This window comes from Myxococcus sp. MISCRS1 (assembly GCF_026626605.1).
GTDB lineage: Bacteria > Myxococcota > Myxococcia > Myxococcales > Myxococcaceae > Myxococcus > Myxococcus fulvus.
Genome location: NZ_JAPNKB010000001.1, coordinates 9,870,178 through 9,884,370, shown reverse-complemented (window position 1 = coordinate 9,884,370; position 14,193 = coordinate 9,870,178). Strand labels below are relative to the sequence as shown.

General features: G+C 67.1%; 11 protein-coding genes. 6 read left to right on the top strand and 5 right to left on the bottom strand.

Translation table 11 applies throughout. The annotated features are described in order from the left end of the window. Positions 1-39: 39 nt before the first annotated feature. The 3 genes from coaD to OWM54_RS39755 are packed head-to-tail and all read right to left on the bottom strand — an operon-like array spanning position 40 to position 2,187. Positions 40-522 (bottom strand): pantetheine-phosphate adenylyltransferase, encoded by a 483-nt coding sequence (gene coaD, locus OWM54_RS39765; protein ID WP_046714191.1) that lies wholly within the window; start codon positions 520-522, stop codon positions 40-42. Between the two features lie 45 nt (positions 523-567). Then, positions 568-1,125: a 16S rRNA (guanine(966)-N(2))-methyltransferase RsmD gene (rsmD, locus tag OWM54_RS39760; protein ID WP_223747330.1), complete on the bottom strand. Its 558-nt coding sequence runs from the start codon at positions 1,123-1,125 to the stop codon at positions 568-570. 24 nt (positions 1,126-1,149) lie between these two features. After that, positions 1,150-2,187, bottom strand: a complete 1,038-nt coding sequence (locus OWM54_RS39755; RefSeq protein WP_267700697.1) for a hypothetical protein — start codon at positions 2,185-2,187, stop codon at positions 1,150-1,152. A 244-nt stretch (positions 2,188-2,431) separates the two neighbouring features. Here OWM54_RS39755 and OWM54_RS39750 point away from each other — a divergent pair, with 244 nt between their 5' ends. Continuing rightward, entirely contained in the window at positions 2,432-3,349 is a 918-nt protein-coding gene (locus tag OWM54_RS39750; RefSeq protein ID WP_267700696.1) for a LysR family transcriptional regulator, read from the top strand. A 43-nt stretch (positions 3,350-3,392) separates the two neighbouring features. Continuing rightward, positions 3,393-4,031 (top strand): class I SAM-dependent methyltransferase, encoded by a 639-nt coding sequence (locus OWM54_RS39745; protein ID WP_267700695.1) that lies wholly within the window; start codon positions 3,393-3,395, stop codon positions 4,029-4,031. Positions 4,032-4,253: 222 nt separating this feature from the next. Here the strand turns inward: OWM54_RS39745 and OWM54_RS39740 are convergent, their stop codons facing one another. Further along, positions 4,254-5,669, bottom strand: a complete 1,416-nt coding sequence (locus OWM54_RS39740) for an FAD-dependent oxidoreductase (RefSeq protein ID WP_267701209.1) — start codon at positions 5,667-5,669, stop codon at positions 4,254-4,256. Positions 5,670-5,928: 259 nt separating this feature from the next. Between OWM54_RS39740 and OWM54_RS39735 the strand changes: the two genes are divergently transcribed. Then, the gene (locus OWM54_RS39735; RefSeq protein ID WP_267700694.1) at positions 5,929-7,809 is read left to right on the top strand and encodes a Vps62-related protein; all 1,881 of its coding nucleotides are present in this window, start codon (positions 5,929-5,931) and stop codon (positions 7,807-7,809) included. Positions 7,810-7,843: 34 nt separating this feature from the next. On the opposite strand, the gene OWM54_RS39730 is transcribed toward OWM54_RS39735, so the two are convergent. Further along, on the bottom strand, positions 7,844-8,593 hold the full coding sequence (locus OWM54_RS39730) for a double-CXXCG motif protein (RefSeq protein ID WP_267700693.1): 750 nt from the start codon (positions 8,591-8,593) through the stop codon (positions 7,844-7,846). Positions 8,594-9,663: 1,070 nt separating this feature from the next. Between OWM54_RS39730 and OWM54_RS39725 the strand changes: the two genes are divergently transcribed. From OWM54_RS39725 to OWM54_RS39715, 3 genes are all read left to right on the top strand, one after another. After that, positions 9,664-11,772, top strand: coding sequence for a hypothetical protein (locus tag OWM54_RS39725; RefSeq protein ID WP_267700691.1), 2,109 nt, complete (start codon positions 9,664-9,666; stop codon positions 11,770-11,772). Positions 11,773-11,783: 11 nt separating this feature from the next. After that, on the top strand, positions 11,784-13,439 hold the full coding sequence (locus OWM54_RS39720; RefSeq protein ID WP_267700690.1) for a hypothetical protein: 1,656 nt from the start codon (positions 11,784-11,786) through the stop codon (positions 13,437-13,439). Positions 13,440-13,699: 260 nt separating this feature from the next. After that, the gene (locus tag OWM54_RS39715) at positions 13,700-14,182 is read left to right on the top strand and encodes a hypothetical protein (RefSeq protein WP_223747320.1); all 483 of its coding nucleotides are present in this window, start codon (positions 13,700-13,702) and stop codon (positions 14,180-14,182) included. Positions 14,183-14,193 lie beyond the last annotated feature (11 nt).

The window sequence follows — 14,193 nt, the reverse complement described above, 5'->3', positions numbered from 1 at the left end:
TAGCGCGCCAGGGCCGGCCCGACAAGGGCTGTCGGGCCGCTACGTCTTCCGCGCGAATTTCGCCTGCAGCCCCGCGTGGACATTGGGCGGGACCAGCCCCGTGACGTCCCCTCCGAACGAGGCGACTTCACGCACGAGCTGGGAGGAGATGTAGAAGTAGTCCTCACCTGTCATCATGAAGACCGTCTCGACGGTGGGCGCCAGCTTGCGGTTCATGTTCGCGAGCTGGAACTCGTATTCGAAGTCCGACACCGCGCGCAGCCCGCGGACGATGACGTTCACCCCGCGGCGCTTGACGTAGTCGACCAGCAGACCATGGAAGGCGTCCACCTCCACACGGTCGTCCTTCACGGCGTCGCGGATGAGGTCGCGGCGCTCGTCCTCGGTGAACAGGGGGGTCTTCTTGGGGTTCACCGCGATGGCGACGATGACTTTGTCGAACATCTTCAGGCTGCGCTGGATGAGGCTCAGGTGCCCGTTGGTGAGCGGATCGAACGAACCTGGGTAGATGGCGACAGGCATGCGACGGGGAGTCTCGGACGGGGCCGAGGGCCGGTCAAGGAATGCTCACGGCGCCCGGTAGAACGAGACCAGCGTGTCCCCGAAGCGGCGCTGGTCCTCCCGGGTGAGTCCAGCGTGGGACTCGGGGGCCTCCTCGCGCTTGTCGTGCTCGACGACGAGCATCCCGCCGGGCGCGAGCACCTTCGCCGCCATGACGGCCTCCAGCACCGTCTCCACCACGCGCGCCGCGTAGGGCGGGTCCGCGAAGATGAGCTCGAAGCGGTCGCCCCGGCGGCCCAGGGTGTCGAGCCCCCGCGCCACGGGCTGGGAGAGCAGCTCCACCTGGGCCGAGAAGCCGAGCGCCTGGGTGTTCTGCTTGCACAGGGCCTGGGCCTCGCGGTCCTGGTCGACGAGGACCACGGCGCCCGCGCCGCGGGACAGGGCCTCGAGGCCCAGGGCGCCGGTGCCTGCGTAGAGGTCGAGGACGCGCTGGCCGTCGAGGAACTGGCCGAGGACGTTGAAGACGGTCTCCCGCACACGGTCCGCGGTGGGGCGGATGTGTTGCGACGTGGGCTTGGGGCCGGCCAGCGCCCTGCCCTTCGCGGAGCCTGAGACGATTCGCATGGGGCCTTCTACACTGCGCGGGGGCTACTCGCCCTGGTTCTGCGCGAGGAAGCGCATCACGGAGTGGCCCGTGCCGGCGGCGCCCAGGGCGGCGAGGACCTCGGCGGCTTCGGCGAAGGACAGGGCCTCGAGCCGCTCGCGGGCCTGGGGGTCGAGGGGAGGCAGGGAGTCCTCGACGACGCTCAGGAGCTCTCCGGCGGCGACGCCCGAGGCGGTGGATTTGGATTCGAGGCTCTCGCGGACCTCGGGGGGCCAGGAGGTCAGCGCGAGCCGCTCGAAGGGGCCCACGCAGTCGACCTTCTTCGCGCCCGCGGCGACGTAGGTGGGGAGCATGCGGGGGAAGCCCTCGCGGACGTCGCCGACGCAGACGGAGGCGTTGTAGTCCGTGGCCAGGTCGACGATGGAGCGCAGCGTGCCCACGTCGGGTTCGGCGCCGCCGAGGTCACGTTCGGAGACGCGGACGAAGCGGAGGGGGACCTTCCACTGGGACAGTCCCTCGAGGAGGGTGCGGTAGGCGTCGATGAGGCCGCCCGAGGCGGGCGTCGGAGCGCTGAGTTCGAGGGCGAGTTCGCGCTCCGTCACGGGGCCGACGAGGGCGTTCACGGCCTCCACGGCGGCGTAGGAGTCCAGGCGGGACAGGTCGAGGGAGACCAGGGTGAAGCCCGCGTCGACGACGCGGAAGAGGCCCTCGCGCAGGGGGGCGAGGGAGTCCTCGTCGGAGCCGGTGACGCGGATGGGACCGGCCTGGAGGAACAGGGGGCGCGCGTGCTCGGCCTCGGCGGCGGCCTCGTGCACGGCGGCGATGAAGCGCTCGGCGGCGCCACGGTCGGCGGTGGGGTGTGGACAGGCCAGTCCGAGGACCGCGTCCTCGGAGCGCGCGGCGCGGAGCAGGCCCGGCAGCGCGGCCTTCGACTGGACGGGGAGGCAGGCCAGGGCGACCGGGAGGCGCTCGAGGGCGCGCAGGGGTTCACGCGGATTGAGTAGCGGCACGCGCGAGCTCGCGCCCACCCGGGCCACCGTGTTGCCGGGCCGCAATGACAGCACCTTGTCGAGCACGCTCATGGGGCGCGGAGAATCGTCCGCCCGTGGGGCCCGTGGCAAGGTGAAGCTTGGGGGAGCGTCGGTTGGAGCACGGGGTCAAGTCCCGTACGCCGCGCCCCTGGAAGGACCTGGAGTCGAGAGGGAAACCTCAAGGATTCCAGGCCCTTTGTCTCCGTCCTGTGCTTCAGCCCCTCGCGCGGTGGAGTTGACGGAGGTTCGCTCCGCGGCGGCTCGTTACCGTGCGTCACAGGTATAGTCTTCCCCCGTGGACTGGAACGATCTCCGCTACTTCCTCGCCCTGGCTCGGCTCGGCTCGGTGCGCGCCGCCGGCGCTGCACTCGGCGTGAGCCACAGCACGGTGGTCCGGCGGGTCGACGCGCTCGAGTTCGAGCTGAGGACCCGGCTGTTCGACCGGCATCGCGACGGGTTCGTGCTCACCGATGCCGGCGAGCGAATGATGCCGGCGGCCGTGCGCGTCGAAGACGAGGTCTGCGCGCTGACGCGCGGCGCTGCCGGACATGACGAGAGCCTGTCGGGGACGGTCCATCTCACGTGCTGCGACGAGTACGTCGCAGGGCAGATCCTCGAGGACCTGCGGCCCTGGTGCGCGCAGCACCCGAGCGTGGAGATCGCGGTCACGACTGACAGCCGGCCCTTCAACCTCGCCAAGGGCGAAGCCGACCTCGCCGTGCGGGCACTCCCCAGGGACACCACGCCACCGGAGTACCTGGCCGGGCGGCGGCTTGCCCCCATCGTGTGCGTCAACTTCGTTGGAGCGGCGCATGTGGAGCGGCTTGATCCACGCGGGGGCGCGGCGCGGTGGCTCACCATCGAAGATCGTCGTCAACTCGAGCCCCTCGTCCGCGAGGGCAGCTATCCGGGGCTGCCGATGTGGGGCGCGTTCTCCACCTTGCATCTGCTGGTGCGCGCGGCGATCGAGGGGCTCGGCCTCGTGATCATCCCCGCCTATGTCGGAGACGCGGAGCCCGGGCTGGTACGGCTTCCAGAGGCAGACGCCCGGCACGTCGCCGATATCTGGCTCCTGTACCACCCGGACCTGCGCGACAACGCGCGCGTGCAGGCGGTCCGCGGCGTCATCCGCGAGGGGTTCGAGCGTCGCATCGCGCGGTACGCCGGGCGGCGCACGGACGCACCACAGCGTTCCGCCGACGCACCAGCCTGACCGAACGCCTCCGGTGTATCCACCAGCGGACCAGGAGGCCGACATGACGACGCACCCGAACGCTCGATTCTGGGACGGAATCGCCGAGAGGTACGCGAAGAAACCGCTCCCGAACCCCGCCGCGACCGCTCGCAAGCTCGCACTGAGCAGGGACCGGCTCCGCCCGACGGACCGACTGCTCGACGTGGGGTGTGGCACCGGCAGCATCGTCCTCGAGCTCGCGCCCCACGTGGCGGAGGCACATGGGGTCGACATCTCGCGGAACATGATCGCCATCGCCCACCGCAAGGCCGCGGCTGCGGGCACCGCGAACGTCGTCTTCCACGCGCAGCCTGCCGGCACGCTGGACGCGTTCACGGACGCGCAGTTCGACTGCGTATGCGCCTACAACCTCCTGCACCTGCTTGACGATCCAGCGGCGCTCCTGCACGCGATGTATCGCGTGACCGTGCCGGGGGGCACGCTCGTCACCTCCACTGCGTGCCTCGGCGGCCCCCTGGGGCCAATGTTCGGGGGCCTCCTCGCGGTGATGCGTTGGCTTGGCAAGGCGCCACGGGTAACGATGCTCCGCCGAGACGAGCTTCGGGCCGCTGTCGCCGATGCGGGGTTCGTCGATATCGAGACGCCCGACGTCGGCGACAGCGCGCAGAACGTATTCCTGATGGCGCGCAAGCCGCGATGAGCTGGCGGTTCCCGTCCCCTGGCCGAGCAGAACGGACGTCACCGTCCGGCGAGCGACGTGGCGGGAGTCACTGCCGGGCCAGCAGTTGTGGAGGGCCCTGGCCGGAATATCGAAGCCGGTTGAGAAGCAGGAGGGGTTCCAGGTCGCCGAAGCCTTCGATGCGAGCGGCCTGACGCAGAAGGAGTTCTCCGCGCAGCGAGGGTTGAGGCTGAGCACGCCCCTCTACCCCGTCGACTTCTCGACCGGGACAGGGCTTGGACGCGGGGGCGTGACAGGGGGAGGTCGTGTCTCGGTATTCGCCAGCCGCGCGAGGGGGCGGAAGAGCGACATGACGCCATGGCCCAAGACGGGCAAGGCCACGGAGGGCTGGAGAACCGCCTCCAGCCCCGCGTGCAGGTGCAGCATCCGGTAGAACTGGCGATGGACGTGTGCGTCCGTCGACGTGCGCTCTATCAGCCGCAGGATGTACCAGTGCAGCAAGCCCAGCCCGAAGGGCCGCTTCCCGACGGCCTGCCGATACAGCAGGTCCATGCCCGTGCCCAACAGCCACGGGAGCCGGATGACTTCAGGCAGCCGCTCGCGGAAGCGCTGCGCCAGGCCCGACAGCTCGCCTCGTCCGGTCTGCTCGCGAAGGCAGGTGTCCAGCAGGTCGGCGCCAAGCCCCGCCACCGACATGCCTTGCCCGTAGAGAGGGTTGAAGGCACACGCGGCGTCTCCCAGGATGACCAGCCCCTCGGGAAAGCGGGGCAGCTTCTCGTAGTGCCGCCACCGGCAGTCCTTCACCTTGTGCTGGGAGATGGGCCCTATCGGCGTGGCCTCTTTCAGGAAGTCGTACAGGTCCGGACGCGTCAGTGAGCGCGCGTACTCGAGGAACCCCGCGTACTCGGTGGGCGCGTGCTCCCCGAAGTAGCCATTGAGGGTGACGATCCACCGGCCTCCCTCGACGTGGGAGATGAAGCCCGCGCGCCAGGCCTTGGGAGGATTTGGATAGAGGAAGAGCGCCTTCCATTCCTTCTGGAAGTGGGGCGGCGGCTCGTGCAGGCACGTCGTGTAGGAAAGGTCCACGACGACCTGCTCTTCCTCCGGGCGCGCGTAGCCGATGGCTTCCAACCACTGAGGCATCCGCGAGCCCCGGCCGCTGGCATCCACGACGAGGTCCGCCGACCACGACTCCTCGCCCTGGGGTGTCTTGACCCGGACGCCCGTGATGCGTCCCGTGCCCTTCTCGTCGTGGATGAGCCCTTCGATGGAACAGCCCTCGCGCACCACGACGTTGGGCCGCGCCTTCACCCGGCGCAGGACGTTCCACTCGAGCAGGGGCCGGGTGCACAGCAACCCGGGGATGCCGCTGGTGCGGCGCAGCTTCCACACCCCGAAGTGGTGCCAGGCGAGGTCCCCGCTCGAGTCGATGAGCTCGGCGCCCTGGACCTGGAGTTGCTCGAACAGGTCCGGGAAGTACTTGTCGAGGATGCGCCGGCCCGCGTCCAGCAGCACGTGGATGTGCGGCCCTTGCGGAACACCCTTGCGCGCTGCGGGCCCCTCCCCCCGGACATCCCGCTCCACCAGCGTCACCGTGTCGAAGTGGTCCGCGAGCACCCGGGCGCTCAGGAGTCCCGCCATGCTGCCGCCAATGACCACGGCGCTTCCGAATCTGCGTCCAGAGGGTTCCAAGTCCCAAGCCTCCACGGGTTCATGTCGTGGCGCCGCTGCTCAGAGGGGTCCGCCGTCCCCTGGGCCGCGCGCGCCCGCCGAGGAGATTGCACATCACCGGTCTGACATGCCCTCTCGGGTCCGGGGCTCGAATGCCAGGCCCGCTGCCTGGAGCCTGGGGCAGCGATGGTCGCGTTCCGCATCGAGTGTATCCTGCGCGCTCACGCAGGCTCATGAAGAGGCCCATATGCTCGCTGGACGTCTGGGTTCACGCCGCTGGCTCGTGCTGTCGTCGCTGGGAGTGAGCGCGTTGGGATGTGGAGGTCCGCTGGAGGCCGTGGAAGACACCGTGCTCCGCGACACGGAGGCGTCCCTCGCGGGACTCCAGGGCAACACGGTGTATGGGCGCTGGCTCGGCTCGGGTGGCAGGAATCCCACGCATCCCGGCAATCGCACCTTCATCGTCGACCATGCGGGCCCCTCGGCGACGGTGACCTTCTCGCTCACCTCGTCCGTGGACGCCTACCTCTATCTCCTCGACGCCAGCGGCAACGTGCTCGCCGAGGACGACAACAGCGCGGGCAACCTGGGCGCGCGGATCTCCGCCTCCCTTTCCCCCGGCACGTACAAGCTCGTCGCGGCGACGGCCTCTCCGGGCCAGAGCGCGGACCTCACCCTCACCTCCGACAGGGCGCCGCTGCGCTTCAGTCAGCGACTCCTCCTCAAGCCCGTCTCCGCCTTCCAGTGGATCTACGACGACAGCGGCACGGGCTCGAACAACGACGTCTCCATCTGGCGGCCCAATCTCGCCCAGGCTCCGGGCTACTACTCCCTGGGCGATGTCGCGATGCCCAACGGCGGCGGCGGTCCCGCCCCCTCGACAGCGCTCGTGGTGCAAGGCGAGGGAGACCTGCTCGCGCGGCCCGTGGACTACGTCTGGGTCTGGAACGACAAGGGCTCCGGCGGCACCCATGACGGCTCGTTCTGGGAGCCCGTGGCGCCCGCTGGCTACACCTGCCTGGGCGCGGTGGGTGTGCTGGGGTACGGCAAGCCCTCCACGGACCTCATCCGCTGCCTCAAGAGCGAGTACGTGGTGGCCGCCGATCCGGTCGCCCTGTGGAATGACAGCGGCTCCGGCGCGGACGATGACGTGGGACTCTGGCAGCCGAACGCCAGGGATCACCGGGGACTGCCCGCCTCCACCTTCGTCGCGCGTCCCAGTCACTCGGACACGGGGGGCAGCCGCTACTGGGCCATCAACAAGAGCGCGACGGCGCACCCGGAGCTCCAGGGGCTGCCCGTGAGCGCGGCCACGGCGGCGGCCTTCGCCCCTCGCGTGTGGCTGCACCCGAGCGAGGCCTACTTCCCCTCCTCCACCGAGTTCCACCTCGCCAACGTGCACGTGGAGGGCGGTCATCAGGTGACGAACCAGGCGCTGGGCTGCGACTCCTGCACGGACCCGCAGTTCCTGGACGGGCAGCGACCGAACCAGACGCCGGTGCCTGTCTATGCGGAGCTCATCACCCGCACCGTGAATGGCCAGCCCACGTCCACCACCGACGTGGTGTATTGGATGTTCTATCCCTACAACAATGGCAAGCGGGTCTGCATCGGCTGGTACTCTCCCTGGGGCTGCGTGGGCGGCTACTCCACCTTCGGCAACCACGTGGGGGATTGGGAGCACGCCACGGTGAGATTCGTGGACGGCCGCCCGTCGCAGGTCTACCTGAGCCAGCACGCCAGCGGGCAGACCTTTACGTATGGCGACAAGGGCCTGGGCCTGTTGGGCTGGCGACCGGAGCTCTTCTCCGCGCACGGCTCGCATGGCCTCTACGCGGATGCCGCGCGGCACATCTACCGGAACCTGCCCAACGGGGACTTCCTGGCGGACGACACCGGCCGCGGCATCGCCTGGGACACGTGGAGCGCGCTGGTCCCCTTCGACTGGCGCACGCCGGGGACCTTCGAGGGGAGCCTGTCCTGGCTGAACCGCACCGAGCGCTGGGGCAACCCGAAGTCGGGCTGCGAAGTGTCCGAGCCCATCGCTGGCGAGTGCATCCTCAACGACGGGCCCACCGGGCCCATGTCCAAGAGCGCGTCCCGGCCGGACTTCCTGCCCCTCGACTGACCTGGAGTGCGCTGTCCGGAGGCCGCACCGCCTGCTACGGGGACGAGCCAGCCTCGGCTGGCCACCTGACGGCCACCTCTGTCACCCGGATACCGGTGTCGCCCAGGTCGCGGAGGACCGCCACGAAGCGCTCACTCGCAACCGTCATGGCTGGGTTCCATGTGAACCGAAAGACGTCGAGCCCGCGCATCGCGGAGGAGTCGAGCCACTCAGCACCCACCGCCGGCCTCCGCCTTCTCTGCGCTCCACACACAGGGCACGGCTCGCCCACCGGCGCGGGGCGGCACTCTGGCGTGTAGTCACCGCCCAGTTGGAGCTCCATCTCCAGGAGTGGAGGGACGTCGCGCGCAGTCTTTATCGCGGTCGGCACGGGCGAGATGCCGCACAGGCCCGCCGCCAGTAACCGCTCCACGCCCTCGGGCTGGGCGAAGAGGTTCCACGACGAATCCATCGCGACGGGTGGCGGGCGCCCACGGACCCGCCCCGCCAGCGGCCCCATCCCTATTCCCGGCTGAACGACGGCACCTGGCGGCAGCAGCGGCAGGATGCGGTCACGGAGCTGGACGTACTCGTCCCACGGGGCCACCCTCGCCTTCCGGTACTCCCGCTCCTCAGGCAGCTTGGACAGATCGACGCTCGGGTAGTTGAGCGCGATGGCCAACGGCGAGGAGTGGCACCGAGGGCACTCCGTCCCCGGCAGGCCCCAGCGTCGCTTCGCGTCGAGGCTCCAGCGCCCCTGGGCGGCCGCCGCGTCGTCGATAGGGTCGAGTCGGTAGTAGCGCATCCCTATTCCTTCGCCAGTTGCATGTTCGCGGTGAGCCGCTACCAGTATGACATCGGCATCCCGACGAGACGGCACTTTTGATCATGCCCCACGGTGGACAGCGCTGCGCATAGCCGCAACAGCGCAGAGTATTGTTCTCGTCGTCAGCGAATACCGATTGACCAACTTCGTCCCCCGCACCGGCAGCGACACGCCCCCCAATCCAGGCACCTAATCCACATCCACTCCGAGCACTTGAGTCACTCTGCCCAGATTCGAATGTGTGAGTTACTCGAGGAATCACGCATCGCCTTTCTGCTGATGCAAGTCCGGTGAATTGACTCAACGAAGCTGGCACAAGTCGAGTGCTGATGGTTTCCGACAGCGAGTCCATCTCGACCCATCCACAAATGAGGTGAAAGCCACCCACCGACGGGAATCCACTCATTCGAAGTGGCGCCATGCGCAAGACCTGCGTTGATTGACAAATAGCTCACAGTCGTATCCAATCCACCACAAGCAACAATGGCAGCACCACGTCGTTGATCAGGTGGGGGAACAATGACAGTCACACGCAGGCGGCTGACCGCCTCCGCGCCATTTGTCGCCATTCTGCTATGGGGCCTCACTGGCACGGGTTGCGATCCACAGCCCTATGGTCAGAGCCCTGATGCGGGAGGGGCGGACTTCCGTGAATACTGCCGGATGCACACCGAGTGCAAAGAAGGGTACTACTGCTGCGCGGAGCTCTTCTGCACGAATGACTGCCGGCAGAGCGTAGACTGTCCTAAGGATTGCCAATGCGACACCATGCGAGGACTCTGTTTCTCCGAACAGGGAGCCGTGTGTCCATCGCGCCGATGGAACGTCTCGGGAGGAGGCCCCGTCGATGTCTGGCCATTCCCGCCACGTGATGCCGGGAGCGGTATCGCGGACGCGGGAGCCGGAGATGGCGGCAGCGGGGATGCAGGCGGCACGGATGGAGGAATAGAAGACGGGGGCACCGCGGATGGAGGCACAGAAGACGCGGGCATAGGGGACGCGGGAGCTGATGCTGGCAGCACGGATGCTGGTGAGGACGGAGGTGCCCCATGAACTGGCGCAACGCGCGCGGAGTGCTGGCGGTGACGCTGGTGACCATCGGGATTGCGCGACCGGTGCTCGCTCAGCCGCCCAGCACATCATGTGACGCGCTTCACCCTGGCTACTTCACCTATATCCAAGAGCGACGGGAGTCGCTCTTATCCGAGACGAGCTTCGACCTGTACGAGCCCTTCGGCAAGACAGATGCAGAGCCAACCACGGACGTCGTCTCGCATACCCTGCGCAGGTTCGCTCAGCTCAATAACCTCAAGATGCCGCCGTGCCTGGAGGGCAATCATTTCCTACCCGGCCGATTCCAGGTGGGGGAACGCTCCGAGATCGTCATCGCGTTCAACCCTTCACTCATCAAGGAGCTCTCCGGCCAAGTAGGGCGCGTCGACGTTGAAGGAAAGGTCATCACCGGGGGGGTTACGTCCCGGGAGATCGAGATTCCCGGCTATCGGGAAATTGGTAGGGCCACCCCATCCGTCACAGATCAATTCGCACGCGCCGAAGCCCTTGTCGCGGACGTCCTCCTCATCCTCCAAATGGTCGAGAATATGCGGACCACGAGCGAGACTTATCACAGTGAGCTGTTCGACACCCTATCTGCAGGGTATTCCAACTCAAAAAGGCCCCTTTCCAAGAAGACAGACTCCAATCCATCCCTTCCCGCTGAAAAGCAACAACACCAAGTGCAAGTCCTCTGGGCGCTTTTGAATCTCTTTCCCAATCGTGACGCCTATTTGGCTTCGTTCAACAACCTGCTGGCCAATGGCGACGCCCTTAGTCGCGAGGAAGAGACCCTTGACGACAAGGCAGGCGAGACACTCAAGTCAATCTTGACGGTTGCTCAATTGGGCAAGAGCATCCTCTCCACTCACGATGAGAGCATCAGGGAACTGAGAGAGAAGCTCGCGCGAAGCCGCGCGACACTCGAACTCGATCAGTTCAACATCTACTTCCTCCATTTTCGACGGTGGCAACAACTCGCCGCCGGAACCGGTGAACGCGGCAGCGCGCGCGATGATGTATGCGACTCGCATACTCGCTTTCGTGCCGCAAGTTTCGAATGGTGTACCGACTCTCGTCTGACTGCGGCGTGTGACCTCCTCACCCGGGCAACCACCCGCATCTGCGACGGAGCTGGCCCCGCGGCCCCCACGCTCGCCATCCTTCAGGCCGAGTATGAGAAGGCGCGCCCCCTTATGGCGCAGCGAAGCACCGAATATGCGCAGGAGCTGTCGACTCTCGATGCCCCGGTGGTGCAGGAGCGACTCCGAGCGACCCTCAAAAACTGGCGAAGATGGGAGAGTGACGAACGCGCAAAACAGGAAGCCACCGACCTGCTCACGCTCTCTCGCACCTCCCCTCACTTCAGCTCATTCATCAGTGCGCTCGAAAAGATCGCAACCGAGAGCAAACAGTCAGGTTCAAGCAGCGCAGTCCTGAACCTGCTTCGAAAGAACATCCACTCCGTGGAGATGCTGGGTTTCCGAGAAATTCGCCTTCAACCACGTATCATCGGTGCCACGGCCGGGGACGTCATCGAAATCACCATCAGCTACGTGCCTCCTGGCGCCGGCCCACCTCCTCCTTCTGGAACAACGGCGACCACGACCACGACGCCAGCGCTCGCCAACCCATCAGCGTTCGACGGCCGGCTCCGCACCGCAACCTGGACGTTGAGATTCCTCGTCGACCGGACGGGTTGGTACGTCCTCGCGGGCCCTCGACTCAGCATGAACTTCAGTCGGAGGTACACTCCCGAGGCCGAGAACCTCAGAGGAACGTGGGGCACCCTCTCGCTCGGAGTCGGCGCGGATTTCACCTACTTCCCAGGCAAGGAAATCTCCCCTGAGCTGCGAGGTGTGCTCGCCGTCGTGTCGGGAGTGGGCATCCGCGTGGATCAGCTCGATTTCGACGAGCGCCAAGCCGCGGAGTTTGGCATCGAGGGGCATCTCCTCCTCTTCAGGGGAATGCTGACAGCGGGTGTAGGCTTCAACACAGCCGTGTTTCCTATCAAGAGCGGTCGCCCCGTCTACTTCTCCGTGGGCCTGGGGTTCGAACGCATCCTGGATGAAGCGCTCCGGCTGGCCGACCAATCCAAGCGATGAGGAGGCGCCCCATGTCACCCATGTATCGTCTTGGAGTCTTTATCGGGTCGCTCCTGCTGGCGGGTGTCGCCTCGGCGGACCGCCCCCCTCCTGATGAGGTCATCTCGTCCCTGCTTCGACGCCACGAGCATCAGGCGCAGCTCGTCGCGGCGCTCTCCACTCTCTTCGTAGATCCGAGGTTCAAGGAAGCCCAGCAGGACTGCTGGGGTACCTCTGAGACAGAGCTTGAGGATGCCAGCAACGCCCTCTCTGGGCTCGACACAGACATCAAAAGTCTCGGCGACGCCCTGAAGGACTTCCAGCAGAAGTGCCTCGGTTCCGACACCTCTGACCCCATCTGCTCCAAACTGGGAGAGCAGGCACGCACGCTCGAGAAGCTCGAGAAACGGCTCCGCACGCGCAAGACTGAACTCTTCCTTCCGCGAAGGAACGCAGCGACGCGACTGCAAACACACCTGCTCGCCCCCTCCCCTTCCTACACCTGCGCGACGCTCGCGAAGGCGACGGCCGAGGCCCTCGCTTCGAGCACCTCCCAGGTCGCCTCGCATTGGAGGGAGCAGGAGTCCTTGCTCAGAGCCTCGTTCCTCTTCCGCGCCGTCTCCAGCGACGTCCTAGCCACCACCTCCTCCGCGCTTGGATCCATCACCTCCCAACCCCTCGGGCTCGTCGAGCGCCTGGGCGGTACTGACCAACTCTCCCTTGCGCTCTCCGGTGGACTAGGTGCGGCCCACGCGCTCTCCGGAGGCCGGCTCCAAGTCAATCTCCCCAGCATCATGAACAGCCTGTTCACCAACGAGGACGACATCACTGGCAAGAGCGACACAGGCGCGCACAACGTAGACAAGGGGGAGTCAGGCCTGAAGCACAGCCTCGGGTTCCGCTTCGAGCTACCGCTCACCCGAACTGCTGTCACCGAGCCCTTCCCAGACGAACATCAGCGCATCGCTTATCAATACGGACTGTGGGCTCTCTGGAACATCCGGGACCTGACCGACCCGCGACGCCCGGAGCGCGAGCAGTGCTACCAGTCCGCCGAGGCACTGAGTCCCAGCCTCGGCACGGAGCCCGAGAAGTTGGCGGTCCTCGAGCAACAGCGGTACGCCCTGTACTCCCTCTGCGCGAGGCAAGCCCTACCGACCTGGCGGCTCGGGGTGCGCGCGGGAGTCACGCTTGAGACGAGCCCCCGACTGCTCGCCCCCCCCACCGACACCCAGCCACCCAGCCTCCCCGACGTTCGCGTCGGCGCTGCGGCGCTCGGCCTCATCTACGAGGTGACGCCCTGGGTGGCCTTCCAGCTCATGGGGCGCCGCATCTTGCCCGACTCCCTCAACGAGGGGAGTGCCGCCATCCATATCGGCGGAGGCATGGGCGGGCGCCGATACGGCATCGAATCACTTGTTCACGTCGGCATCGACTTCTCGACGACCTGGCGAGGCGCCAAGGAAGACGACGCGCCCACCGAGTTCTCCGCGCTCGCGGCCCCCTCCCTCGCCGTGCGGCTGGGCTCCTACGGCGCGCTCGGCATTTCGGCGGGCCGAGCTTTCGGCGGCCCTCGGGCGGGGTGGACCGGCTCGCTCGCGCTCGTCTGGGATATGGACCGCTACATCATCCCCGAGCCACCTCCCCTCACCTCCCTACTTCGCGCCTCCGAGCCCATCCCGCGCTGACTCGTGCGGGCCGATGGGCAGCGCCGTGGCATCCTCACGGATTCCAATTCCGAATCAGTCGCTCACTCCTGGCGTCGGCCCTCTTCCGCCATGAGCCCCGCCTGCGGACGTTTGAGTCTGCAGCAGTGTGCCCGTCGAACGGAGGCGATGTCGTGGAGCGCTCGACAGCGAGGGCGTCGAGCGCGCGGTCGACTGCCGGGGTGCGGAGAAGGCGCATTCTCCGCTCCGTCCCACCGCCGTCGGAGGGTATGAAGAACCGCATGAGTGAAGAGCGTACGCCCGCCGAACCCGAAGTGATGGAGCCCACGTTCTGGCGGAAGAATGGTTGGTCGGCCCGCGTCATCAAGAACGAGGAGGATGACGGCTGGGCCGTGGAGATCCGCAAGCAGGGCATCCCCGAGCCCGTCCTCATCAGCCCGTGGGTCATGGGCCGCGACAAGAAGAACCCCAAGCCCTTCGATGCGCCCGCGTTCGCGACCTTCGTGAAGACGGCCTCGGAGGTCCTCGACCGCTCCGCCCGACAGCGCGACCAGGCCATGACCCGCAAGCTCTCCATCGCCTGGGAGGGGCGCTGGTACGAGGTCCGCATGGAGCTGGTGGCCGACGAATATGAGCCCCACGCCCTGCTCTCGGCCATCGACGACGCGGGCACCACGGTCGCCAAGCATCGCGTGCCGATGAACTTCAAGTTCAACAGAGACACCGCCAACGCCTGGGTGCGCGGCGGCTTCTCCGAGCCCTGAGCTGGCGACCC

Coding starts and splice junctions, on each gene's coding strand:
- OWM54_RS39755 (WP_267700697.1), bottom strand. CDS start 2,187: ATGAGCGTGCTCGACAAGGTGCTGTCATTGCGGCCCGGCAACACGGTG.
- OWM54_RS39715 (WP_223747320.1), top strand. CDS start 13,700: ATGAGTGAAGAGCGTACGCCCGCCGAACCCGAAGTGATGGAGCCCACG.
- OWM54_RS39730 (WP_267700693.1), bottom strand. CDS start 8,593: ATGCGCTACTACCGACTCGACCCTATCGACGACGCGGCGGCCGCCCAG.
- OWM54_RS39735 (WP_267700694.1), top strand. CDS start 5,929: ATGCTCGCTGGACGTCTGGGTTCACGCCGCTGGCTCGTGCTGTCGTCG.
- OWM54_RS39745 (WP_267700695.1), top strand. CDS start 3,393: ATGACGACGCACCCGAACGCTCGATTCTGGGACGGAATCGCCGAGAGG.
- coaD (WP_046714191.1), bottom strand. CDS start 522: ATGCCTGTCGCCATCTACCCAGGTTCGTTCGATCCGCTCACCAACGGG.
- rsmD (WP_223747330.1), bottom strand. CDS start 1,125: ATGCGAATCGTCTCAGGCTCCGCGAAGGGCAGGGCGCTGGCCGGCCCC.
- OWM54_RS39725 (WP_267700691.1), top strand. CDS start 9,664: ATGAACTGGCGCAACGCGCGCGGAGTGCTGGCGGTGACGCTGGTGACC.
- OWM54_RS39720 (WP_267700690.1), top strand. CDS start 11,784: ATGTCACCCATGTATCGTCTTGGAGTCTTTATCGGGTCGCTCCTGCTG.